The 25,586-nt window shown below is 50.9% G+C and carries 15 protein-coding genes; 3 read left to right on the forward strand and 12 right to left on the reverse strand.

What is annotated here, in order from left to right; genetic code table 11:
• Together CK797_RS01765 and CK797_RS01770 are read left to right on the forward strand one after the other, a co-directional pair.
• Positions 1-598 (forward strand): helix-turn-helix domain-containing protein (locus tag CK797_RS01765; protein WP_104688099.1); only part of this gene is annotated, 598 nt, incomplete at its 5' end.
• Positions 599-627: 29 nt separating this feature from the next.
• Entirely contained in the window at positions 628-1,446 is an 819-nt protein-coding gene (locus tag CK797_RS01770) for an IS3 family transposase (RefSeq protein ID WP_263851295.1), read from the forward strand.
• 94 nt (positions 1,447-1,540) lie between these two features.
• Here CK797_RS01770 and CK797_RS01775 read toward each other — a convergent pair whose 3' ends face one another.
• Complete coding sequence (locus CK797_RS01775) at positions 1,541-3,325, reverse strand: glycerophosphoryl diester phosphodiesterase membrane domain-containing protein (protein ID WP_104688101.1); 1,785 nt, start codon at positions 3,323-3,325, stop codon at positions 1,541-1,543.
• A 130-nt stretch (positions 3,326-3,455) separates the two neighbouring features.
• Positions 3,456-4,322, reverse strand: coding sequence for an aldo/keto reductase (locus tag CK797_RS01780; RefSeq protein WP_104688102.1), 867 nt, complete (start codon positions 4,320-4,322; stop codon positions 3,456-3,458).
• A gap of 128 nt (positions 4,323-4,450) precedes the next feature.
• On the opposite strand from CK797_RS01780, the gene CK797_RS01785 reads away from it, so the two are divergent.
• A complete protein-coding gene (locus tag CK797_RS01785; RefSeq protein WP_104688103.1) occupies positions 4,451-5,170 on the forward strand; it encodes a gamma-glutamyl-gamma-aminobutyrate hydrolase family protein in 720 nt (239 codons plus the stop codon).
• A gap of 33 nt (positions 5,171-5,203) precedes the next feature.
• Here the strand turns inward: CK797_RS01785 and CK797_RS01790 are convergent, their stop codons facing one another.
• The 10 genes from CK797_RS01790 to CK797_RS01835 form a co-directional block, all read right to left on the reverse strand.
• Complete coding sequence (locus CK797_RS01790; protein WP_104688104.1) at positions 5,204-6,544, reverse strand: glutamate--cysteine ligase; 1,341 nt, start codon at positions 6,542-6,544, stop codon at positions 5,204-5,206.
• Positions 6,545-6,735: 191 nt separating this feature from the next.
• On the reverse strand, positions 6,736-7,401 hold the full coding sequence (gene pgmB / locus CK797_RS01795; RefSeq protein ID WP_104688105.1) for a beta-phosphoglucomutase: 666 nt from the start codon (positions 7,399-7,401) through the stop codon (positions 6,736-6,738).
• A gap of 19 nt (positions 7,402-7,420) precedes the next feature.
• Complete coding sequence (locus tag CK797_RS01800) at positions 7,421-9,673, reverse strand: glycoside hydrolase family 65 protein (protein WP_104688106.1); 2,253 nt, start codon at positions 9,671-9,673, stop codon at positions 7,421-7,423.
• A gap of 78 nt (positions 9,674-9,751) precedes the next feature.
• On the reverse strand, positions 9,752-11,098 hold the full coding sequence (locus CK797_RS01805) for an SLC45 family MFS transporter (protein ID WP_104688107.1): 1,347 nt from the start codon (positions 11,096-11,098) through the stop codon (positions 9,752-9,754).
• A gap of 213 nt (positions 11,099-11,311) precedes the next feature.
• Complete coding sequence (locus CK797_RS01810) at positions 11,312-12,487, reverse strand: acetyl-CoA C-acetyltransferase (RefSeq protein WP_104688108.1); 1,176 nt, start codon at positions 12,485-12,487, stop codon at positions 11,312-11,314.
• Between the two features lie 98 nt (positions 12,488-12,585).
• The gene (locus CK797_RS01815) at positions 12,586-13,521 is read right to left on the reverse strand and encodes a LacI family DNA-binding transcriptional regulator (protein WP_104688109.1); all 936 of its coding nucleotides are present in this window, start codon (positions 13,519-13,521) and stop codon (positions 12,586-12,588) included.
• Positions 13,508-17,719, reverse strand: coding sequence for a helicase-exonuclease AddAB subunit AddA (gene addA / locus CK797_RS01820; protein ID WP_104688110.1), 4,212 nt, complete (start codon positions 17,717-17,719; stop codon positions 13,508-13,510). Before addA ends, CK797_RS01815 begins: the two co-directional genes overlap by 14 nt.
• A complete protein-coding gene (locus CK797_RS01825; protein ID WP_104688111.1) occupies positions 17,719-21,474 on the reverse strand; it encodes a PD-(D/E)XK nuclease family protein in 3,756 nt (1,251 codons plus the stop codon). The genes addA and CK797_RS01825 overlap by 1 nt, the downstream gene beginning before the upstream one ends.
• A gap of 100 nt (positions 21,475-21,574) precedes the next feature.
• Positions 21,575-23,038, reverse strand: coding sequence for a cardiolipin synthase (gene cls, locus CK797_RS01830; protein ID WP_104688112.1), 1,464 nt, complete (start codon positions 23,036-23,038; stop codon positions 21,575-21,577).
• A gap of 333 nt (positions 23,039-23,371) precedes the next feature.
• On the reverse strand, positions 23,372-25,567 hold the full coding sequence (locus CK797_RS01835; RefSeq protein WP_104688113.1) for an ATP-dependent Clp protease ATP-binding subunit: 2,196 nt from the start codon (positions 25,565-25,567) through the stop codon (positions 23,372-23,374).
• Positions 25,568-25,586: the final 19 nt, after the last annotated feature.

The raw sequence follows: 25,586 nt of genomic DNA on the forward strand, positions 1-25,586 counted from the left end.
ACATTGGCAATTACTTTATAAATACCAAGGGATTGATGGATTGCGATCTACTCACCACAATCGTAGCTATTCAAAGGAATTTAAGCTGGCTTTGGTTCAACAATATCAGGAATCAACAGACTCCCTTGAAGTATTCGCAATCAAACATGGACTAAAATCAAAAAGACAATTATCAAATTGGATTATCCAGTATAATGAATCAAAACTAACGGCTTGTACGCCAAGAAAGCGAGATTCAATTATGCCAGGACGTAAAACTACTTTTGAAGAACGATTATCGATAATTGAGGAACTGATTAAACATGACATCAACTACAATTGGGCAGTAGATAAATACCACGTTAGTTACCAACAAGTCTATGGTTGGTATCAAAAATACCGTAAAAGTGGCAATGACCCGCAATCACTTCGTGATCGGCGGGGTAAAGCCAAGCCGAAGGAAGTATGGACAGAACTTGATCAGCTAAAAGCCGAAAATCGATTATTAAAGGCCCAACTTCTTCGTAAAGAAATGGAAGATGCCTATTCAAAAAAAGTAATGGAAATACGCAATCGGGAGGTGAACGGTTCCTCAAACAACAAGCCATCAAAGAACTAAATCAAGAACATGACTGGCCAATTAGTACCTTGTGTCAGATCGCTGGTATAACTAGAGATGCCTATTACAAGTGGCTTTATAGAAAGTCAAGTAATTATCAAGCTGAGCAGTCAGAGCTACTTAAAGCCATTTTAGAACTAGAAGAAGAACACAAATGGACACTGGGCTACCTAGCAATGACAACACAGTTAGCTTTCGAAAATAAGCTAAGTTTCAAGGCGGGACTAAAGCGGGTAACTAATTGTATGAGAAACCATGGAATCAGAGCTAATATCCGGAAGAGGAAACATAATCGCGTTAAGCGCCACGAAGAATATATCAATGACAATTTACTCAATGAACAATTTGATCGGCAGAGTAAAAACGAAGTTTGGGTAACCGATACTACAGAGGTCTTATATGGGATAGACCAGGTAAGGAAGGTTCGCGTACATGTCGTTTTGGATCTATATGGACGTTACGCTTTAAGCTACAATATCTCATCTACAGAAACCGCAGTGTCAGCAATTGAAGTATTTGAGCGTGCCTTCAAAGTGGAACCAGATGCCCATCCACTGATCCATACGGATCGCGGATCAGCATATTGTTCAATGGCTTTCAATAACTATTTAGCCGACCAAAACTGTATTCACAGCATGTCACACCCAGGCCATCCTTGGGAGAACTCGCCGATGGAACGCTGGTGGAATGATTTTAAGCTCATTTGGTTAGCCAAACGCTCGCGGCCTAAAACATTGACGGAATTAGAACAATCAGTAAAGGAAGCTATTAAATATTTCAACACTCAACGAGCTTATACATCCAAAAACGGCTTGACCGCGGAAAAATTCCGCGCTCAAGCCGCATAAACTATTTTTCTATTTGAACTGTATACTTGACAGGCGCTAGTGCCGATTCTGAATACCTGGCGTTTTTGTTGTTTACTTTCTTTCTTACTTTGTACTATGGCTCAAATTCCTGACTGCCCGGGATCACCATGATGTAGTTAAGAATCCGCTGGGCATAGGATTGCTTGTTTTCATAAGATTGAATGGCGGAATTAAGTTCAGCCAGGTTGTTGGTAATAAGTCCATCGACATTGTTATACATTTCCTGCATCATTACTGGCCGTTCATCAACTGTCCAGGCGTAGACAACCTTACCCTGAAGATGAGCCAGGCTAATGAAGTCGTCCGTTAAGGTCGAATACTCCATTGAGTAACCATTTGCTGCTGTATTCGGGTAGGTGAAATTGTAGGGCTGGATATAGATAACCGGAATCTGAGGTGCATACTTACGCATTCCCGTGACCACCCGGTAGTCCAAAGATTGCACCTGGTCGTGGTGACGCAGCAGCGTATCGGCGTAACGGTGGCTGAATCGTGTCAGCATATCTTTAGAGTCGTGCGGGGTTGTTTTAACTTCGACCAGGAGTTTCTGATGCAAACGATCGGCCGCTTTAAGGTAGTCGTCGAAACTGGCAATCTTAGCTTTGTGGCCGTTCTCATGGACCTTTAGGCTGGTCAGCTGGCGAAGAGTCAGTTGGTAAGGCGCCTTATTCACGCCAGCCAGTTCCTTGAGGTTCTCGTCGTGCATGACAACGAACTGGTGATCCTTGGTCTCATGAATATCCATCTCGATGTAATCAGGATGGAGATGGTGGGTCTTCTCCATCGCCGGAATCGTGTTCTGCACCCCGTTCTTCTCAGCAACTCCACGGTGAGAGATTGTCAGCGGCCGGCGGTTCGTCCCGACTAAGTAAAAGCTAGCGCTGACCAGGGTAACAAAGACGATCAGGCTGCCAGCCACAGCCAGCACCCGTTTGACCCCGCAACTAGCAGTGAAGGCAATCGGGTGATCAGGCAGGGCGTTCCCCAGTGGCGTAGTCAATGCCTGAATCGTTACCACGCCAATCCAGATGGCCAGGCACTCACTGCCCAGCTGGACCAGGGTTAAGTTGATGATGGCAGTCACCAAGGATAATTTCCCGGGTAATAAATCTAATAGGCATTGAATTCCCACCAACATGCCATAGAAGACAACCATGACAACGCTGGCGACCAGACCGATCAACAAGATTCTGGCAACCAGCGGCCACCACCGCCCATGATTGGTTAGGCGCCAGCTATTAGCCAAAGCCACCCGCGGCCGTTGCTTCTTATAGACCATCAGTGGCAGGGCCAGCAGGTAGCGAACACCTAACACAACCATCACCGTGTAGAACAGGATTAGTACCGTCAGCAGGAAGGTATTGCGGGTCATGAAGTCGAGAATAAAAGCCGGAATCTGCACCTTTGATAGCAATGGGGTTCGAAAGACAAGGTCGGCAAAGGGAATCACTAAGACAAAGTAGCCCAGCAGGACCAGAAGCGAGGAAAAACGCAGCTGACGAAGGGCCTGCCCGCTCTCCTTAAGCAGGTGTCGAACGCTAATCGTCCCATTCTGAATATCGCGAACACCAAGAAGGACGATCGCAAACTGCCAGTAGATAACAAGAAGAAGGGCTACCAACTCAAGCAGGAGCGCTACTACGACCAGAGGATGCTGACTGACAAGCGTCATAATATTTTGGTAGGAAACAAACGGGATCGCCCCCGCCTGGAGAACATAGGTGGTCATCAGACGAAAGACCGGGATGGCTACCAATTGGATCACCAGATCAACACTGACGAAGAGAGTCAGGTAGACCCACCAGTGTTGACGGAATCGCTGAGTACCCCGCTTGATTTCCGATAAGGTATTTTTCATGTTGCTGCTTCTTTCAAATAGTCTTTATTGAATATTATACGTGTTTCCTATGGTAAAGAATGACAGAAACGCAAATGACACCAGATAAATCCGCGGATTTATCTGGTGTCATAACTCAAAACCATTTATCCTAGAAATCAACCTCATCGGGGTCCTTACACTGGCCACCGAGGTTTGGCAGCTCGCTGATCGTCTTCATGTCCGAATCGCTCAGTTCGAAGTCAAAGATCTGTGTGTTCTGAACCATCCGATCAGGGTGGACCGACTTCGGTAACGGCAAGACGCCCTGCTGGAGAATCCAGCGCAGGCTAATTTGAGCAGTCGTCTTGCCGTACTTTGCAGCCAGCTTCTCCATCGTCGGATTGGTCAAGACCTTGGCACCCTGACCACCTAACGGCCCCCAACCTTCGACCAGAATGTTGTGGGCCTGGAGATACTTAATCTCCTGGGTGTGTGGCCAACCAGGGTGGACCTCAATTTGATCAACCGCTGGCGCTACCTTAGCCGTCTTCATTAGGTCAATAACATGGTGCGGCATGAAGTTGCTGAGTCCCAGCGCCCGAATCTTGCCCTCATGATAGGCATCTTCCATTGCTCGCCAGGTTTCAGCATTAATTTCAGCGGCCTGATCACCGAATTGCTTCTGATTAGCTGGCCAGTGGATCAGGTAGAGGTCTAAATAGTCCATTCCCAGTTTCTCTAGGCTTTCGTCCAGGGCCTTCTTAGTTGATTCATAGCCCCGTTCCGTATTCCAAAGCTTGCTGGTGACAAAGAGACGGTGCCGGTCAATCCCGGAATCCTTGATTCCCTTGCCAACAGCTTCCTCATTACCGTAAACAGCGGCCGTGTCGATATGACGATAGCCGACCTCGATCGCATCGGCGACAGCCTGTTCAGCGACATCGGCCGGGGTACGGAAGGTCCCGTAACCGACACATGGGATCGTGACCCCATTGTTCAGTCGCAGTGGCGAGTTGATATTCTTTAATTCTGCCATATTTCTCACTCCTTTTAATGTTACCTCAATTGTATAATCAATCTGTAATAATTGCACAGATCATGACTTCTACGGTAATATATGGTAAATTATTAAAATATAATTAGAAAAAACAAGGAGATCATCTTATGCGACCACGAATTGCCATCCCTGCTGACACCCTGAATGAGGCCACTAACATCATTAACGAGCGAAACGCCGCCTTCGCCCCGCGGCCTATGATCGAAGCAATCGTCAAGTCGGGTGGCCTTCCGGTGATCCTCCCCAGCGTTGATCCAGCCTTGGCCGTCGAATACCGTGACCTGTTTGACGGCGTAATCTTCGCAGGCGGAGCAGACGTTGATCCGGCTTTCTTCAACGAGGAGCCCCATGAGGCACTTGGTTTAACCTATCGCAAACGGGACCTCTTTGAGATTGCTCTGGTCAAGGAGGCAGTCCATGCCAACAAAGCCATCATGGGGATTTGCCGGGGGATGCAGCTAATTAACATTGCTCTCGGCGGCTCAGTCTACCAGGACCTGTCGGAAGACCCGCTCAAGACCCTCAAACACGATCAAGAAGCTCCAGGCAACCTACCTTCCCACCACATTAACGTTAAAAAAGACAGCCGGATCTTCCAATTAGTCGGCAAGCGTCCCTACGTTAACTCCCGTCATCACCAAGCCCTTCATAAAATTGCCCCCGTACTCCGGGTTACAGCAACAGCAGATGACCAGGTTCCTGAAGCTGTCGAATCCATCAATAATGACCGAATTCTCGCCGTTCAGTGGCATCCTGAGAATATGTTCAAGCACTATGAGTATTCTCAAAGTCTCTTTAGGGATCTGATTAAACGGGCGGCAGAATAATAAAAACTGGAGGAAACTGTCCTCCAGTTTTTATTATCTCGCCAATGCTGCGCGCAGTTCATCGGCGGTATAGGTCTTACCATCCTCAAACCCCTTGAAAGGATGGATAGTCTCCAAGGCCGCCTCTTGGTAGCGTTTGGCCCGGCGCAGGGCATAGGCAGTCAGGGAATTATCTTGGACATATTTGAGGAGCTTGGCACTCGGTGTCGTCACCGGGTTGATAATTCGATCCTCTAGGTCTTCAAGGATTTCGGAATACTCCGGCCCCAGCTGGATCTGGTTGGCGTAACGCTCCAAGTGCTTAATAACGGCAAGAGCTTTGGCCTGATAATGGCATGGATCTGTCGGTAGCTCCTCGGCAACCACCTCATTCATTTGGTTGGCCAAGGTGAGCACCGGATTGACCTCGTCGTCCTTTAGCGCTGGATGTGTAATGAAGTAGGAAGCCAGCAGGCGGATGAAGCGCAGGGTCCCCGTCCGTACACCCACTGAACTACTTGGATCTAAATCTAGCATCCGCAGTTCAAGGTACTCAACCCCAGTTTTTGGTAGCTGTTTAAGGTTTTTGTTCCCCTTAAATCGCACCGAATCGTGAAACTCATAATCTGAGGTCAGGATCCCTTGTTTAACCCCCTCCTCAATCCGGTCGACGTAACGCTGGACGTTCGTGTAGTCCCCCGTGAACTTGGTCCCAAAGCCACGGCTGCTTTGTCGGATACTACGGACAGGGTGAGGCATTTCATGACCAGGCGCAAAATAGTTTTCCTCGGCAATCGGACTGGCCCCAAACAGGTAGGTAATAAACCAGCGGTAGCGGACAAACCCTTGGGCGAGAACGGCGTAGAGGTAGTTACGTACCGCCACCTCATTTGCAAATTGATCGCCACACTTGTCTAGGACCAGCTGAATGACCTGCTTATCAATGCTTAGATTGATGTGGGCGCCACAGGGAGTTCCTTCAGAGTAGCCATGACGCTTGGTCCACTCCTTCAGGTAAGCCTCCATCTTTGACCCCCGCTTAGCTATTTGGAGCTGGGTTTTATCCTTAGGGAGTTTAGGTGGCATCGATAGCGGCCAGAGGAGCTCACCTGGTGCCAATGCAGACCGTAGAGTATTATTGATGACATAGAGGTAATGCATGGCGTCAAGAGCATGTTTAGCCGACGGTGTAACCATCTCAGACATTGTCTCCAGGTAGTCGTTGGTCAGCCAAGGATTGGTTTTCTCGTCGCCAATACCAGCAGGATACGGCTCTTGACTAATCTGGCCCATTTCGTCAACCCGTTGCATCTCAATCTCCAGACCCATCGTAAAGTTCGAGGTCTTGGCAATCGCCTCGTTATCAAAGATTAGTTGACCGATCCTGCTAAACATAACCCTTCCCCCTTAAATAAGATTTTTCTAATAATTAAATAATTTTTTAATAATATAACTTATTGTCAAACGATCAGCAAGTTTAGAAAATAATAAAATACGCCCGCGATATATCGTCGCGAGCGTATTTTACTTAAGAAACAAATGACCAATGATTGATCGGTTGTAGTATGAGAGTCATTTGTTATTTATTACTTGTCCATTTGTTCCTTAATGGCTGCCAATGAAACATCACTAGTGTGAGCGAACTTTACATCGGCATCCTGTAGTGATGAACCGAAGCCGATTGACGTTTCGCCAGCCCGGTTAATCGATTCGATCCCGGCTTGAGCATCTTCTAAACCAGCAACCTGATTAGCAGGCAGGTTCATCAGTTTGGCTGCTTCGCTGTAGATTTCCGGATCCGGCTTACCGTGTGTCAGCTTAGCCGGGTCAACAATCCCTTCAAAGTAGTCGGTAATTTGCAGGTACTTGAGAACCTTTGGCGCGTTCTTGGAAGCTGAAGCCAGTACAATATGATAATTATGAGCCTTCAATTCATCTAACAGGTCCTTCATCCCAGGCAGGATGTCGGCCGGCGTCAGGGTCTCAACCAGTTTAATGTAGTTGTCGTTCTTTTCCGTTGCCAGAGCAACCTTCTCATCCTGGCTATAGTCGTTTTCGTGGCCACCAGCCTTAAGGATTAGCTCCAAAGAGTCCATCCGGCTGACTCCCTTCAAACTGTCCGCGAGTTCGGGTGTCCATTCAGTGCCTACCTTATCGGCAAGCTGGTGCCATGCCTGGCCGTGAAAACGAGCCGTGTCGGCAATCACACCATCAAGGTCAAAAGCAAAACCTTTAAGATCTTCAAACTTCATTCTCTGTCTGCCCCCGTAATTACTTTAATTCGAGCTTCTTGCCAGCAAGGTCGATGGTGATTGGGTCCCCGGATACCAGGTCGATCTTAGTACCATGCTTATCAACCTTGACCTTCAAGATCCGACCACGGAACATCTGCCGGAATTGGTAGGAGTCCCATTTCTTTGGCAGGAATGGTGCATAGTGGAGTTGACCATCACGAACCCGCATGCCGGCAAACCCTTGTACAATATCGAGCCATGAACCAGTCATGGAAGTGATGTGCAGGCCATCGACGGTATCGTTATTGTAGTTGTCCAGGTCAAGACGAGCGGACCGTTCATACATCTCAACGGCCTTGTCTTCATAACCAAGGTCGGCAGCAATGATGGAGTAGACGGAAGCGGACAAGCTTGATTCATGAACCGTGTATTGTTCATAGAAGTCGAAGTTGTGCTTCTTCTGTTCCTTGGTGAAGTCGTCAATGAAGTCCCAAAGACCCTGGATAACGTCACCCTGCTTGATATATGGTGAGCGCAGAATCTTGTCCCATGACCAGTGCTGGTTGATTGGCAGTTGGTCGCTTGGGATGTCGGCGACTGGCTTGAGGTCCTTATCCATAAAGCCATCGTTTTCTGGGAAGATGTCGCGTTCCTTGTCGTATGGAAGGTACATGTTGTCCACGATTGCTTGCCATTGCCGTTTTTCGTCTGCAGAGACATTCAGCTTCTTAGCAACCTTGTCATCGACTTCCTTAAGGATTTCCAGGGTGTACTTCAGTGTCCAACGGCAGAGCAGGTTAGTGTACCAGTCATTGTTGACGTTGTTGTCGTATTCGTCAGGACCGGTTACACCATGGAGCATGTACTTGTTCTTCTGTTGTGAGTAGTGAACCCGGTCAGCCCAGAACCGTGAGATTTCGGTCAGAACTTCTGCACCCTCATTCAAAACGTAGGACTTGTCGCCGGTGTACTTCGTGTAGAGGTAAATAGCGTAGGCAATGTCCCCATTACGGTGAATCTCTTCAAAGGTGATTTCCCATTCATTATGGCATTCGATTCCGTTGAAGGTAACCATCGGGAATAATGCACCCTTGAGGCCTTGTTCCTGGGCGTTGATGAAGGCACCATCGAGTTGCTTGTAACGATACATCAGCAGGTTACGAGCAATCTCGGGGTTGGCAACCCCTAGGTAAACCGGAATACAGTAGGCTTCAGTGTCCCAGTAGGTTGCACCACCGTACTTCTCACCGGTGAAGCCCTTTGGTGAAATGTTCAACCGGTAGTCGTTACCGTAGTAGGTTGAGAAAAGCTGGAAGAGGTTGAAACGAATCCCCTGTTGGGCGCCCTCGTCACCTTCAATTTCAACATCAGACTTAGTCCACCGTTCAGCCCATTCGGCAACATGGTCGTCGAGCAGGGCGTCGAAGCTCTGGGTGTCAATTTGGTCGCTCAGTTCATCGAGGTGCTTTTCAATGGCTTCTTCGGTGTCAAAGTCACGAGAGGTTACCGTCAGACTCCGTTTTTCGAGGTTGACTTCCTTACCAGCAGCGACCGTGCCTGCAAATGTGTTGTAGGCGGTCTTGTCACTAGTACCATCACCGGCGTGGTCCAAGTTAGTCTTGGTCGTCGTCTTCATGCCAACAATGAATTGTGGTGTGCCGAAGTCGTTCTTCTTAGTCATGGAGGTCAGTTCGGCGTGTTCACCCGCAGCACTCTTGTTGAGGACATTCCAGAACTGTTCATCGTAGTTGGAATCCTCGTTGTAGACATCAGCATCGATCATGCTGGTGATTTCAACCTTAGCGTCATCAGCACCGCGGTTCTTGATGTGCAGACGTTGACCAACCAGTTCTTTCTGGGTAGCGCTGACAAACCGTTCAAAGTTGAAGTACATGGTCGTACCACCGATTTCAACGGTGAATTCACGTTCCAACACGCCCCGCTTCATATCGAGGTCCAGCTTGAAGTCCTTTGGCGTCTGCTTAGCCAGGTCCAGCTGTTCGCCATTAACCTTGATGACCAGCTTCATGAAGTTGACAGCATTAATCATCTTACCAAAGTACTTCGGATAACCGTTCTTCCACCAACCAACACGGGTCTTGTCAGGGAACCATACCCCACCGAGGTAGAGGCCCTGCATATGGTCGCCGGAATAACCTTCTTCAAAGAAGCCCCGCATCCCGAGGTTTTCGTTTGCCAAACTTGTCATAGATTCTTGGAGACGCTTGTCTTCAGGATCCCAGGTCTTGGTAGCAACATGCCATGGGGCGATATCGAATGTCCGTTTCATTGCTTTCTCAATCCTTTCATAGAAATAAGGGTGTATTAGCTACGCCCTTATTGTAAATCCATTTATCAACTATTTTAATTATTCAGCGTAGGTTTCCTTGATTGAGCCAACCGCCAAAGCACCACAGGCAAGGACGATCCCACCAACTAAGAACATGTTGACTTGGGAACCACCAAGCAGCGGGAACAGTGCGAAACTGAGCAGGGAGGCAACAATTTGTGGAAGACAGATAGAACCGTTGAACAGACCCAGGTAAGTACCCATGTGCTTACCAGAGAGGGCGTTCGTAACAATGGTCAGTGGGTAAGTGTTCATACCAGCCCAGGCAATTCCGACCAGGATGTAAGAAACGATCAGAGCACCTTGTGAGTGAATGAAGAACACTGACAGGAAGCCAAGGGCACCAAGCAGCAGACTGCCGGCATAACCAGCCTTGTGATACTTGTTAGGAACCTTGGCCAGTACGTATGACCATACAACGGCGGCGATTGATTGAACGGCGGCTAAGACACCGTACCAGTTACCAGCGGCTTGGTAGCCAGCGGAAGTAGCGTTAGTCGTGTTCCAAACATTCTTGGCAATCGCACCGGCGGAGTAAGTCCACAGGTATTGGAATGCGAACCAGCAGAAGAACTGAACCAGGGTAACGGTCCAGAAGGCCTTTGGTGCGTGCTTCAACAGCTCGAACCAGTTACCACCCTTACTGTTATCTTCTTCGGAGATCCCGTGATACATTGCGTAGGTTGCTGGGTCATATTCGTGAACACGGAAAACCGTGAACAGGCTGGTGATAACCAAGAGAGCGGCACCAACATAGAAGGAAATGATAACTGAATCAGGAACGACACCCTTCTTAGCGGTGTTGGCAACCCCGAACCAGGTCAGCAGGAACGGGAAGATGGCGGCCAGAACAGCACCAGTGTTTGATAAGAAACTCTGAATCCCGTATGCATAACTCTTTTGGTCGTCGTTGACCATGTCCCCGACCATCATCTTGAATGGTTGCATAGCCACGTTGGATGACAGGTCCAGGAGGGCAACAGTGATGGCTCCGAACCACAGAGCGGCCAGTGAACCATAACCAAAGCCAAAGCTACCAGAGTTCGGCAACAGCAGCATAACAATAACCGCCACGATCATCCCTAGCAACAGGTATGGAAGACGGCGACCACCGAGCTTTGGTGCCCAGGTACGGTCTGAGTAATAACCGATAATCGGTTGAACAATTAAACCAGCCAGTGGTGGCAGGATGAAGAACCATCCCAGGTTGTTAGGGTCGGCACCAATCGTTTGGAAGATCCGGCTCATTTGTGAACTTTGCAAGGTAAAGGCGGTTTGGACACCAAGGAACCCGAAGTTAATCATCCAGATGGTTGACTTCGAGAGCGCTGGTAATCCGGCACCGGCGGACTTTTCTTGACTCATTACAAACAACTCCTTAATTCATACAACAATAATTGCTCTCCTATGAAGTTTCTTGTAAGCGCTTCATAGACTTTACGGTAATAATATACCAAAATTATTCTAATTGTGCAACCGTTTGCGCAAAATTTATGCAAACGGTTGCAGTGAAAATAATGAAAAAGGCCGTGATCACGGGATTTCACGGCCAAAAATTTTAACTAAATTTTTAACTTATTAGCGACGGACCAAGGCCGCGATTCCCATTCCCCCACCAACACAGAGGGAGGCGACCCCAGTATGCTGATCATGGTCGCCCAACTCATGAACTAGGGTAACCAGGATCCGGGCCCCGGAACAGCCAACCGGATGACCGAGGGCAATCGCTCCACCACGGGGGTTAACCGTCGCCGGATCGAGTTTCAGCCAATTCTGACAGACCAGAGTCTGACTGGCAAAAGCCTCATTGATCTCATAGCAGTCGACGTCAGTAGGGGTCAGGCCAGTTGTTTGAAAGAGCCGGTTGATCGCGTAGTAGGGACCGAGGCCCATCACCGCCGGATCGATTCCGACTAGGGAGGCGCCTGCCCACTCGGCCAGCGGAGTCAAGCCAAATTCTTTTACCGCGCTGGCCGATGCCAATGCAACGGCGGCTGCCCCATCGTTGATCCCCGAAGCGTTACCGGCCGTGACGGTACCATCCGATTTGAAGGCCGGCTTCAGCTTGGCCAAGGCCGCTAAGGAGGTATCTGGGCGTGGCGCCTCGTCCGTGTTGACCACGCGGCTGCCATGACGGTCAGTGACTGTCACCGGGGTAATCTCCGCATTAAAGGCCCCGGCGGCTTGAGCACGGACCGCCCTCTGGTGACTGACCAGTGCGAACTCGTCTTGCTGAGCACGGGTGATCTGGTAGCGATCGTTGATGTTCTCTGCAGTAATCCCCATCGGGTAGTCACCATAGACGTCCTGAAGCGCATCCTTCTGCATGGCATCAATCAGGGTACCATTACCGAAATGGTACCCACCCCGCGCCTTTGCAAGAACGTAAGGGGCATTGGTCATGCTCTCCATCCCCCCAGCGACAATGACTCTGGCCTGACCGGACTGAATCAGACTCGCTGCCATATTAATGCTGGAGAGGCCGGACGCACAGACATCATTGATCGTTATAGCAGGCACCCCCTGGCCCAGACCTGCAGCCATAGCAGCCTGACGGGCCGGGTTCTGGCCGCTACCTGCCTGGATAACGTTCCCCATCAGGACCTGGTCAACTTGGCCGGCACTCAGGCCTGCCTTGGCCACCGTGTCTTTGATTACCGTCGCACCAAGCTGGACAGCCGTCAATGGTGCCAGGGCCCCATTGAATTTGCCAATTGGCGTCCGCTGAGCCGCCACAATGTAAACTTTCTCCATGAATTGATTCCCCCATCTCTCAGTTATCAACCCAATTAGTTTAGCGATATCCGTTATTTTAAGCAAGAAAAAGGAGTCCATGTCAGACTCCTTTTATACTAATCATAAATTTTAAAGTCCACCTGCTGGTGATCCTTGCGAGAATTGAAGAGCAATTCCACCGCTGCTTTACCCAGTTCGCGGGGCTGGAGATCGATCCGCTCACTCTCGTGCAACAGCATTCCCATCAACCGGCTGTTGTTGAAGCAGACTGTCGGCAGGTTATACCGCTGCAGTTTACGGTTCAACCGACCATACAAGATATCATCAGCACAGACAATCCCGTCAATCTCAGAATGATGATCTAGGAACTGGTCGATACTTTCGTCCCTGCTAGCTGCCCAGGTGAGGGCTGGCAACTGGTGAGCAGTCATGCACTGCCGGTAACCGTCACGCCGATCCAGCTCGTAGGTCCAGTTAGCCCCCGACTCGACGAAAACTGGCTGTCGGGCGCCATGACGGGTCAGCAGCTGTTCCGTTGCTACTTGCCCTGCTTTGATATTGTCATTGTCGACAAAACGGTCAGGGTGCTGGCCAGTCGGTCGCCCAATTACCACAAAATTAAGCCGATTTTTCCGCAGGTAAGCGGTCACCGGATCGTTAACCATCGTATAGAAGACCAAGAAGTTGTGGACCTTGGACTGGGTCACCATCGACTTGACACTAGCCAGAAGCTCCTGAGAATTAGGGGCAATTGCCACCACCATCTCGTACCGCAGCGGCTTAAGAGCGCTACTAACCCCCCGCATCAGGTCAATATGAAATGGGTTAGCTGGCGCCGTGTCACTGGTCACCGGAAATACCAGGCCGACCATGTTCGATTCGCCCCGTGTCAGGTTCTGGGCGTTGTAATTAGGCTGATAGTTCAACTCGCTAGCCACCTGTTTGACCTTCAGCCGAGTCGCCTGGCTGATACGCGGGTTATCATTGAGCGCCCGGGACGCAGTCGATACCGACACCCCGGCGCGCTGGGCAATATCCTTAATGGTTGCCACTCTGCTCACCTCTACCTTGAATTGATACAAACTCACTCAATTCTAACAGGTATAAGCCCATTTGAACAACTGGTCTTGGTTGCATGATGTTTAACGCCTCGGCATACAGGCGCAACTGACCACTGTACTTTTTAACGACCTGCTTAATGGCAGCAGGTGTGTGGGCTGGCAGGTGGTCAGTCTTGTAATCGACCAGGATGATCCCATCATCGGTGACCAGGTAGCCATCGATAATCCCGTGGATCAAGACCTGGTCATCATCGTCAGGGGCAATATCAGCAAACGGTTCGTGACCATTCATGATCATCGCAAATGGTTCCTCTCGATGATAATTATCCGGAGCGGCCAGGATCTGCGTACCGACTGCGGTCTTGAAGAAATTCACAATTCCGCTGATGTTGATCTGACTAGCAACGGCCGGAGTCACCAAGCCCTGACGCTGCAGGCCGGCAATCTCATTCTTAACCACGGCCGTTGTGACTGGCGAGTCAAGGGGCAGCTTCTGAAAAACGAGGTGGGTTGCCGTCCCCACTTGGGTCGCCTGAGGTCGGCTAGTGTCCTGCTGGATGAAACTCGGCACAGCAAAGTCAGGATTGATATAGATCCCACTATGCCGCCGTTCAGCTACCTGATCATCTAGCTGGTCTGGATTGTCAGCGTAATCGTACTGACCCAGGCGGGGATCATCATCCTCGAAGACCCGCTTGACGTCAGTGACCGACTGGTAGGCCGTCGTTTTGGTGGCTGCCTGGTGTGGGTATTGGTAGCCTAGGACTTGGGCAAAGTCCAATTGCTTAGCTGGTTGGTCTGAAGCCGGTGACGTGGTGCTAGCCGCAGTAGCTGAATTGCCAGTAACCGTCAACTTAGCAAGACCAGCCGCGTCGTAAGCCCGAACTACAAAATCCTGGGCAGCGGTTTCTTTGGCCCGCGAATCATTGCCTGCCAGGGCACTGGCCGTCAGGGATACGTCCCCCACCGTCAGAGCCGAGGCAGTAAAACCGTTAGTCTCATTGGCGTAGCGGGCGAGGGCCAGGCCAATCCAATCCATGAACGAGTTGGCATCAAGCCGCGGCTGGGGGCTCAGCACCGTCTCCGGACTCTGAAAGGCCTTCTGCCACCGCGACCAGGCGGTGACCAGACTCTTTTTCTTCATCTCTTCGTTGAAGGAACCAGTGATAAAGAGCCGCTGTTCGGCCCGGGTCAAGGCTACGTAGAGTACCCGCAGGTCCTCCGCCCGTTCACTACGACCGATCATGTCGACAATCACCTGTCGCTGAGGAGTATCATAAACCACTCGATCAGTATCCAACCAGCGGATACCAGCACCAACCTTAGCATCCACCACGGCAGACGTCCGTTTGGCGCTATCGTTGAAGCCATGGGTGGTATCGACCAGGAAGACGATTGGAAACTGGAGTCCCTTACTCCCGTGAATGGTCATTACGTTGACCGTGTTGGCCGTCAGCTGGGCCGGCGCTACCCCGAGATCCTTGTCGTGTTCCTGCATTTTCTCGATGAAGCGGATAAACTGGTAGAGGCCCTTGAAGCTGCTCTCCTCATAGGTACGAGCCCGTTGGTAAAGCGCATGCAGATTGGCCTGACGTTGCTGACCACCACGCATTGCACCCACGTAGTCCAAATAACCGGTCCGCTGGTAAATCTGCCATATCAAGTCAACCAGGGTCTCCTGCTGGGCGGTGTGCCGAAACTGATCAAGTTGGTCCATCAAGGTGACTAATTTCTGGTAGAGGGTCCGCTGACGGGTGGTGTTCAGCAGCTCATTGGCGTTCTTATAGGGCCGCATCTTATGATGGTGCTGGTAATTGAAGATAAAGGTCTTCAAAGCGGTGTAGTAGTCAGCCGCTTGATTCTGCAGACGGATGAAGGCCAGTTCCTGGTTATCCAGGCCAACAACTGGCGAGCGTAGGACTGCCACCAGGGGAATGTCCTGGTGGGGGTTATCAATCACTTTAAGCAGGGACAGCATAACCCGGACCTCGGTGGCCTGAAAGTAGCTCTCAACATCATGCACGGTCAGAGGGATATCGAGACGGCTAAACTGTTCCATCAGCGTATTATTTACTTCCTTAGTTCGCTCAAGGATGACGATATCACCGTACTGGACGGGTCGCATCTTCTGCTGGTCGGCATCATAGATCTGAGCGTGTCCCTCAACCAGCTGCTTAATCCGTCGGCCAACCATCTGGAACTCGCCAACTAACTTGTCGGTTTCACGCTGAAGACCCTGATCAGCCGAAGTCTCCTGCTGATGAGCATTGGCATCGTAGAGCATAATCTCAACCGGCTTAGGCTTGTCGGCATCATCGTAGTAATGAGCAGCATACTTAAGATCTGCATCCTGATCATAGGCAATCTCGCCGACGGTCGGATCCATCAGCTGACGGAAGAGAAGATTGGTGAAGGTAGTGACATTTCGCATTGAGCGAAAATTCTCCCCCAAGACGATTGCTGCGCTCCCAGCTGCGTGCTGGTAGCGCTGATACTTGTTAAGGAAAAGCGAGGGATCGGCCTCCCGGAAACGGTAAATCGACTGCTTAACATCCCCCACCATAAAGAGGTTATGGGCATCATCCTTGGCTAATCGCATCAAGATACTTTCCTGGAGCTGGTTGGTATCCTGGTACTCGTCAATCATAATCGCCTGGTAGTGGTCCTGCAGGTTAGCGACCAGGGCCTGCCAGTCTGGATCATCTGCTTTCGGACTGAGGATCTGGTAAGCGTAGTGCTCTAGATCACTGAACTCGAGAACATGACGGTTAAGTTTGGTTTGCTGGTATTGGTCCAGAAAGTCCTGGGTAACCAAACTCAGCTTGCGCAAGATCTCCTGAGCATGCTGCGAAACTGTCCGGAGCTGATTCTCATCATAGATAAAGAAGTGATCATTGAGCCGCCCGAGTTGTTCCCGAATCCCCTTACGTGTCGCCTTGATTGTCTCGTGGGCGACGATCATCTCCGCGGTTGCATCCTTGGGCTTGTTGGCGATGCGGCCAAAGGCCAGGTTGGTAAAGGCCGCCCGTAGTGAGTCCCAAGTCACAGGTTTGAACACATCAAGGACCACTTGGAGGCGCTGCTGGTCCTGGACCAGCACCTGTTGCGCCGACGGCAGATCTGCCGCTCGATCGGCCAAGTCGGCAAACTGTTTCTGCAGCATCTGAACCTGAGTCACCAGTTGGGCCTCGTCATTTTCGTTTCCTAGGTAGTCTGAGACCAGCTGCTCCCAATCTTTCTTGAGCTGGTTGCGGTCGTCTCTGAGGGAATTGTAGGTATCTAGCAGGTCGGTATCCTTTGGCTTACCCCGAAAGTTAGCGAAATTGACTTGTTTAAGGGCCACCTGCACGTCACGATCTGCCCCACCATTTACCTGATCAACTAGCTGCTGAAGGGCCGCTCGATCCTGGCGTACCGTTGCGGCGTCCCCGTCCAGCCCCGCCTGTTCGGCTCGCTGAATGGCTTCCTCCTCATCGCGTTGAAGCTGGTGAAGCCGTTCAATCAGCACTGGCCTAAGACGGCGCTGATAAAAGGCTGACGTCAGCACGTCCCCCGCTGCGAGGTCATAGCTGGATGGCAGCTGTTGCAACCAGGCAGCCGGATCGGCCTGGGCATTGGCCACATCGTAGAGTTTCAGGATCAAGTCGTCAAGGCCCTGATCATCCCGGTCACTTGAGAAATTGAGTACCAACTGGCGGAAGGAAGCCACACCGTCATCTTTCTGGTCGGCATCTGCGTAGTAACGCTCACTAACCGCACTCCAAACCTCTTCCTCAAGCAAGAGCTGCTCCGTTTGATCTGTCAGCATCCGAAACTGGGGATCTAGGTTGATTAAATAGTAATAGCGTTTAATAAGCTTTAAGCAGAAGGCGTGGATGGTACTGATATCGGCCGCGGCCAGACGATTAATCTGGTTGGTCATCCGATCGCGCAGCGCCTTGGGTTTGCTAGGATCCTGGGCGATCTTTTGAAGAGCCGCTCGAATCTTGTCGCGCATATTCTTAGCGGCCGCGTCGGTGAAGGTTACCAGCAGCATCCGGTCGATGTCCTGGCCTTCCTGGATCAGCTTAATCACCCGGTTGACTAGGACAGCGGTCTTCCCGGATCCGGCTGAGGCTGAAACCAGGATATTCTTTCCCCGGGTATCGATTGCCGCTGCCTGGGCTTTTGTAGGCTTAAATTCTGCCATTATTGATCCTCCCCATCGTCTTTATTCTGCTCTTCATGCTTACGTACATCCTCAAACTTCTCCTTGGCGATCCGGGCATCCAGCTCATGGTAGAGTCCCTGATCAAGCATGCTGTCAAACTGGTAAATATCTAAATAGTCTGTGTAATCAAGCCCAGTCTGCCGAGTACTACCATCAATCAGGCGGTAAGGATTCAATTTGAGCTGACCGCTAAGGATCCGCTTACCAGCCTCGATAATCAAGCGACGGTTATTATCCCGCAACCACTGAAGCTGCTGGGCATCAGCCAGCAGGGCTCCCTGCCCCGGCTTGAGATTTTTCTTCAGGGGATAAACCAAATCCGCATGCCCCTGCTTAGCAATATTGTTCAACAGGTCGCTGTTGTTTAAAAGAATTCCCTTGTATTGGTGAGCTTTGAGCCGAAGGTCGACGAGGCGCTGGGTCTGGTGGGCCGGGGACCCCTTCAATAACTTAGCCGCCGGGATCGTCGGGTTGCTTAGGTGGAGATAGAGTGCCCCTGCCAGGTCGGCCGAGTTCAAGTGGAGCTTATCAAGATTAACCGCGAGTCCGCTGAGGTAAGTCAGCAATTGGAGGGAGATTCCGTAGTAGGCCGCAGTCAGGTCAAAGAGTCGGTTACCCGACTTGTAGTCAACCACGGCAAGGTACTTTCGGTTTCCAACGTCGATCTGATCAACCCGGTCGATCCTTCCCCGCAGCTGAATGTGACGATGAGCGTCAAGCGGATACTCAAGCGGTGCCCAGGCATTCTCCCGCTGGCCATTGATCTGACCAAACTGGACCTCAGTTTCACGTGGAACAAAGTGGGCGTTGGCCGCCTGTTGACAGAGAGTCATCAGCATCGTCTTGACGATCGCCGTCAGCTGCTGATACTGGAAACGAGCCTGGGCAGATGAACCGACTAGCCGTAGCAGCTCAGGCTGAAGCTGGTCAGCTGCATCTAGAGCCCGACTAGTGAATTCCAACAAGGTCGGCTGATTCTCCGACTTGGCCAGGTCGGCAAAGGTCAAAGCCGAATCACGGACAAGGTTGACAAAAACCTCCATCGCCCGGTGAAAGTAGGTCCCGATCCGGTCATTGGAAAGAGCCAACTCATCACGCTTTCGCAGACGTAGGCCATATTTTAGAAAGTATTCGTACTGGTTAATGTAGAAATCCTGAAGCTGTGAGATCGACGCGTAAAGGACCCGGCCCGGTTCATCCGCCGCGGTATGCAGGTATAGAGCCTGGGCCATTGGAGCTGTAATACTCTTTGCATGATTTTGATAAGCAAAGCCGTGTTGGATGATGGCCAAACGTGCCTTCAGCTGATCGTCATCCTTAGCTAATCGACTGAGGGCTTGGCCGACCTGCTGCCAACTGGCAGTCCACCTTGGCCGTTGACCAACCGCGGTTCCCTGGTCATCACTGAACTGACGAACCACCTGAACTAACTGACTGGTAGTTGCCAGCGGCGCACTGACAAACGGGGTGGCGTCAACTTGACCGGCAGGGCTGGTGGCTAATGGGATCACCTTTCCGTCAATCTGGAAGTAACGGGCCGTATCGATCAGGTAGGGCGACGGCTTAAGTTCCTTATCGTCCTCCCCAAACTGGGGGGCCGAGATGACCAGCCGATCACGGGCACTCATAAAGCCCTGATAGTGAAGGAAGGGCTCATCGGCCAGCTGATCAACCACGGTGGCTGGCAGGTACTGAGAATCCTGATCAAGGTACTGGCTCAACAGGTCTTTATCGCTGTCGGTCAGCAGATCTTCGTCATCGCGAATCTCCGGCATGACATCATCGGTAGCCCCGATCATGAAGACGACCCGATGATCCTGACTCTGGGTGATCCCAGTTTCGGAGATAACGACCTGATCCAAGGTTGCCGGAATTTGGGAGTACTGGGCCGCCGCAAAGCCTGCTTGAAGAATCTCACTGAAGTTAGTCAGCAGGGTTGTACGACTGTCATCCCCTACCTGACGGTCACCAAGAATCAGAACGTACTCCTCAATGATCTGACAGAAGGTAGCCCAAACCTGTTTGGGTTGCCGAGCAAGATCCAGGTTGCCTTGATCGGCTTGATAGTTCTGCCAATTGTTCAGCCGGTCGGTTACCCCGTTGGCAATAAGAAAGTGGTAGAGCTTGGTGGCTAGTTCCCGCCCTGTTTGGACCTCCTTAAGTTCATCGAAGAAGGGAACCAGCGTCTGGCCGACAAAGTTGCGAATCAGGGCCAGCTGGTCATTAACCCTTTTCTGCCGAGAATGGGCGTAGTTAGCTGCCTGGGGGGTAATCCCCTTCGCCTGCCACAGGTCGGCAATTTCCTGAGGATCCTGGGTCGTCCATGCGTGCTTCCCAGCAATCGCCTGCTTGAGACACCAATTCTCTGTCGTGAAGACCGCTTCCGCTAATTTAGTCGGTTCTTCCCCTGCCGGTAGCAGAAGCCACGTCTTCAGGAGTTGGATAATGTCCGCTGTCTGATAGCCATAGAGTGGAATCTTCAGAAGGGTAGTCAGCAGGACAACCAGGGGATGCTTATCCATCCGCCGCTCGTGATCGTTAAAAATGGGAATCTGGTGATTGGCAAAGACCGGTTCAATCATCGTCTGATAGCCGTCCAGGTGCCGAGTCAGGATCAAAAAGTCCCGGTAACGGTACTTCCCAGTCGCCACTAATTGACGAATCTGCGTGGCCACATGGTTGAGCTCGGCCAATCGGTTTGGAACCGCTTGAACCTGGATGCTCCGTGAATCAGCCAGCCTCATCCCCGCCGTCAAATCAATTGGAGCAGCCGTGTAGCGCTGGAAAAAATGATCAAATTCCGCTAGATCCACACTGACTCGAGGGGTTTGGGCGTATTCAACGTTGGCCACCAACCGGACCTGTTGGGGATGAGCCTGGGCGAACTTCCAGAGACGATGATACTGCATCGCCGAATTGTAAAAGAGATTGCTCTTTGCAGGCAGCTCGCTGGTATTAGGGTGCCGCTGGTCTGGATAGCCACGATCGAGGGTGAGGGAAACCGTGGTTGTACCAGCGTTGAGAATAATGGCATCAACAACCTGTTGTTCCATAGCGGTGAACTGGGTGAAGCGGTCGAGGAAGAAGTGCATATGCTGGCTTGTTGGCTGCGAATAGAGGTAATGGGCCAGCTGCTGGTAGAGGTCGTTATTCCCCAGGAAATACTTCTGCATTTGCTCCTCAAAAGCGTGATATATCAGCCCAACGTCGTGCATCTTTGCCAACCAGGCCGGGTTGCCCTTAACCCGATCGTCAGCCTGAGCCTGCTGAATAATTGCGGAAAAGTCGTCAGCCGTGATATTTGCTTCCTGGAGCTCGGCCAGCTGATCGGTCAGTTTCTGAACGAAACCAGGATGCTGGATCTCGCTGCCATACAGACGCAGGTCCGCAGCGTGTTCTTGGAGGATTTTGGTCGTCAGCATGGCCGTCCCTACTTTAGACAGCCGGGTTCGTCTGAAGAGCGGGGTATCCCGCAATAAGTACCAGGCCAGCCGGCTAAAGGAGAGAACCTGGATTCGGCTAGCAGCGAAACGGTCCTGTTTGCTACCGTGATTCAAACGTTTACGCAGGCCGGCGAGCACGCTGATTTCCGTCTCAAACTTGATGTGGTTGGGCACAATGTAGAAGAAGGTGTCCGTGGCAGGGGCCATCCGCAGCTGGTCCGCTAGCTGATCGACCAATACCTGTTGATGGTCAACCGCCGCGGTCCCTAAAACAAAACCCAGGCTTCCCATAAATCATTCATCCTTTCACGTGTGTTATACCTGCATTTTACCATACGAACGCACGTTCTGAAAGCGACAAAAAAGACTGGTGAACCAGGTCACCAGTTTATTACAAGATCGGGGAAAGCAGGCGGGAGAAACGTTGCTTAAAGTGCAGCCAGTGAGACTGTTGATCAAAAGCAGCCACCGTCTTCACCCGGCTATCCCGAATGTCATTGACAAAGATCTGTTCCAGTTGGTCAGTGATGCTGCTATCGTAGATAAAAGCGTTAATCTCAAAGTTTAGTTTGAAACTCCGAAAGTCGAGATTAGCCGAACCGACCGAGGCCATCTTCCCGTCGATCATCATCGTCTTAGCGTGGAGAAAACCACGCTGATAAGTGTAAATGGTAACCCCCTCATTGGCCAGGGTATGCGCATAGTACTCAGTTGCCCGATATACAAAGGGGTGGTCCGGCTTGCACGGGATCATAATCCGGACATCAATTCCCGAATGGACGGCCACTCGTAAAGCATCCAAGACGCTGTCATCAGGAATCAGGTAGGGAGTCTGGATCCAGATGTGGTCCTGGGCAGCGTTGATCAGGCGCAGGTAACCCAGTTTGATCTTCTCCTGTTCCGACTCTGGACCGCTGGAAACCACCTGAAGAGCGGTACTGCCATACTTAACCTTGATCTCTGGAAAGTACTGTCGATAGTGGGCCAACTTCTCGGTAGAACGCACGGAGGCATTCCAGTCACCAATAAAGCGGCGTTGAAGGCCATAGACTCCCCCGCCGACGACCCGTAGGTGGGTGTCACGCCAGGGGCCAAACTTCGGTACCCGCCCCAAGTACTGATCCCCAATGTTGAACCCGCCAACGTAGCCGATCTGGCCGTCAAGGACAACAATCTTCCGGTGATCACGATAATTTAGCCGAAAGTCGAAGAGGTTATTGTGGGTCAGCAGGAACTGAGTGGCGTGTCCGCCACGCTCTCGTAAGCCATCATAAAAGCTTGGCCGAACCCCCATTGATCCCCAGGAATCGTAAAGGACCCGAACCTCAACCCCCTCAGACGCCTTACGCTCTAAAAGGGTTCGAAGCTGGTTTCCAATCTGATCATTGTAGATTGTGTAGAATTCAATGTGAATGCTCTTCTTGGCTGCTGCAATCTCATCAAACATCTTGGCGAAAAGCTCCTGTCCAGTCGTGTAAATTGTTACCTGGTTATGCTGACTGAGGAAGGAGTCGTCGAGGCTTTGGAACAACATCACCGTCCGTCGGTAGATCTGGGTAGTAGTATGCTGCGGTCTCGGCATATTGATAAACTGCTGCTTCTGCCGGTCGATGGCTTCCTGGATCCGAAGCTGGGTCTGGGTCTTCATCAGGTTCAACCGCCGGTGGGGCAGCTTCCGGCCGAGAAAGGCATAGATAATGAAGCCAATAACTGGGATCAGGGTCAGGACCAACAGCCAGGCCCAGGTTGCCGCAATGTCGCGTTTCTCACGAAAGACAGTGTAGATCGCTGCCACCTCGTTAATCAGGACGATCGTCAGCAGGAACCAACGAATGATTGTCCACGTTAACGCCATCACAACACCTCCCTTTAAAAATCATTATTATCATTTTAACGCACGGTCTCCCGATCGAATAGCAGCAAATATGCAAATCTGTGTTACGACGTACACAAAGTTAACAGCTAGTGCGTATCGCATCTCAAATTTATCCCCATTAAACCCTGTAATACGATGCCAGGCTCGGAGGCAAGATCCCCCTCATATCACTGAACACCAAGAATATTTCCCAGGAAATTAGCTGGATTCTCGTGGCCGATTGGCAGATAGCTTTCGGGACTATCACCTCAGATAACGCAAAAAGACCCGTCTGGGAAATCCCGGACGGGTCTTAGTGTTCAATCAGCTGAATTATTTATCTTCTTTTTCGTCCTTAGCATCAGCCTGGTCATCCTTGGCCGTATATTCCTTGCTGTCATCCTTGGCAGCATCCTTGGCGTCCACGATTACCAGCTTACCATCCTTCATCTCGGCAACCAAGTGCTTGGCGTCGAGGTGGTCAAGGTAGTAGTCAGTAACCTTGTCGCGGATTTCACGTTCGATAACCCGACGAAGTGGACGAGCACCCATGGTCTTGTCGTAACCTTCGTCAATCAAGAACTTCTTAGCTGTTGGCGTTACCTTAACGTCCATGCCCTTCTTGGCCAGTGTCTTGTTGACATCCGCCAGCATCAGGTCAACGATCTTTTGCAAGTCGTCCTTAGTCAAGCTGTGGAACTCAACAATGGCATTGAACCGGTTAAGGAATTCTGGACGGAAGTAATTCGTCAGCTTCTTAATCAGATCCTCTTCGTCCTCATTGTTACCCAACTTGATTGGTGCATCGTTGGAGTAACCAGCATTAGATGTTGCAATGATGATCGTGTTCTTGAAGTCGATGGTGTTACCCTGACCGTCAGTCAGACGACCGTCATCGAGCACTTGCAGCAAGAGGGTGATGACTTGCGGGTTAGCCTTTTCGATTTCATCAAGCAAGATGATGGAGTACGGGTGACGACGAACCTTTTCCGTCAGGGTGTTGCTGTTGTCATCGTAGCCAACATACCCAGCGGTTGTCCCGATCAGCTTAGAAACCGCAGTCCGGTCTGAGTATTCAGACATATCCAACCGGATAATATCATTCTTGGAGCCGAACATGTCAAGAGCTAACTGCTTAGCCAGCTCGGTCTTACCAACCCCGGTCGGCCCAACAAAGAGGAAAGAACCAATTGGTTGATCACCTTCGTCAAAGCCCGCCCGGTTACGCCGAATGGCACGAGCAACGGCTTCAACGGCTTCGTCCTGGCCGATAACCTTACCTTCAAGCCGCTTGTCCATGTCCTTAAGACGTTCAACATCGCTAGCTCCGATCTTAGATACCGGAATACCAGTCATCTGTTCAACGGCATTTGCAACATCTTCTGGCGTTGCCGTAACCTTTTCGTCTTCTGAGTTTTGACTGAGCTGCTTCTTCAGGTCAGCAATCTTATCCTTAGCTGCCTGAGCGGCCTTGTAGTCTTCCTTAGCAGCAGCGTCTTTCTGTTTCTTTTCTTCCTTCTTGATCTCGGCCTCAATCTGCTTTGCATCATGTGCTGGGTGCTTAGCAGCCAAGTGAGCAGCCGTCATATCAATTAAGTCAATGGCCTTGTCAGGCAGAGCCCGTTGCGGCATGTATTGAACAGAGTAGTCAACAGCTGCCTGGAGAACATCATCAGGCAACTTAACATTGTGGTGACGTTCGTACAGGTCCCGGATCCCCTTCAGGATAGCAACCGTGTCAGCCTTGCTTGGGGCGTTAACCGTAACCGGGTTAAACCGCCGTGCCAAGGCGGCATCCTTCATGATGGTGTTCCGGTATTCATCTTGGGTCGTAGCACCGATCACCGTAATTTCACCACGGGACAGAGCTGGCTTGATGATGTCAGCCATCCCCTTGGAGCCGCTATCGGAACCAGTAGAACCGGCACCGATGATCTGATGAATTTCATCGAAGAAGAGGATGATGTTCCCTGCCTTCTTGACTTCATCGATCAGCTTTTGCATGTTCTCTTCAAAGCTGCCCCGGTATTGGGTCCCAGCTTCAAGGCCGGAGATGTCAATGCTGATGATTTCCTTGTCCTTGATTGGTGCTGGTACGTCGCCGTGAATGATGGCTTGAGCCAATCCTTCGACAACGGCTGTCTTACCAACCCCGGCGTCCCCAACCAGTACTGGGTTGTTCTTGGTCCGCCGGCTTAAAATTTCCGCAGTTTCTTGAATTTCCTTGTTCCGACCGATTACAGGGTCAAGCTCACCTTGCCGGGCTTCCTCAGTCAAGTTTCGACCAAGCTTGTGGAGAATGCTCTCCTTACCTTCGTTTGGTTGTTGACCTGGGTGGCCAGCTTGTGGTGCTGCACCACCAGGTAATTGGCCAGTCTGCCGGTATTGAGCAAACTCTTCTGGTGTAACTTCACGACCATTAATCATGTAGCGCCGGTTCTCAGAATTGTAACCATTCATGCCACCCATTAATTGGTTAAAGATGTCATTCATATCACTGTTAAATGGATCCATTGGATTTTGAGCCATTATGCAGTACCTCCCTATT

Origin of the sequence: Limosilactobacillus pontis, assembly GCF_002940945.1 — a bacterium.
In the GTDB taxonomy this organism is placed as follows: domain Bacteria; phylum Bacillota; class Bacilli; order Lactobacillales; family Lactobacillaceae; genus Limosilactobacillus; species Limosilactobacillus pontis_A.

Coding starts and splice junctions, on each gene's coding strand:
- CK797_RS01775 (WP_104688101.1), bottom strand. CDS start 3,325: ATGAAAAATACCTTATCGGAAATCAAGCGGGGTACTCAGCGATTCCGT.
- CK797_RS01780 (WP_104688102.1), bottom strand. CDS start 4,322: ATGGCAGAATTAAAGAATATCAACTCGCCACTGCGACTGAACAATGGG.
- CK797_RS01785 (WP_104688103.1), top strand. CDS start 4,451: ATGCGACCACGAATTGCCATCCCTGCTGACACCCTGAATGAGGCCACT.
- CK797_RS01790 (WP_104688104.1), bottom strand. CDS start 6,544: ATGTTTAGCAGGATCGGTCAACTAATCTTTGATAACGAGGCGATTGCC.
- pgmB (WP_104688105.1), bottom strand. CDS start 7,401: ATGAAGTTTGAAGATCTTAAAGGTTTTGCTTTTGACCTTGATGGTGTG.
- CK797_RS01800 (WP_104688106.1), bottom strand. CDS start 9,673: ATGAAACGGACATTCGATATCGCCCCATGGCATGTTGCTACCAAGACC.
- CK797_RS01805 (WP_104688107.1), bottom strand. CDS start 11,098: ATGAGTCAAGAAAAGTCCGCCGGTGCCGGATTACCAGCGCTCTCGAAG.
- CK797_RS01810 (WP_104688108.1), bottom strand. CDS start 12,487: ATGGAGAAAGTTTACATTGTGGCGGCTCAGCGGACGCCAATTGGCAAA.
- addA (WP_104688110.1), bottom strand. CDS start 17,719: ATGGCAGAATTTAAGCCTACAAAAGCCCAGGCAGCGGCAATCGATACC.
- CK797_RS01825 (WP_104688111.1), bottom strand. CDS start 21,474: ATGGGAAGCCTGGGTTTTGTTTTAGGGACCGCGGCGGTTGACCATCAA.
- cls (WP_104688112.1), bottom strand. CDS start 23,038: ATGGCGTTAACGTGGACAATCATTCGTTGGTTCCTGCTGACGATCGTC.
- CK797_RS01835 (WP_104688113.1), bottom strand. CDS start 25,567: ATGGCTCAAAATCCAATGGATCCATTTAACAGTGATATGAATGACATC.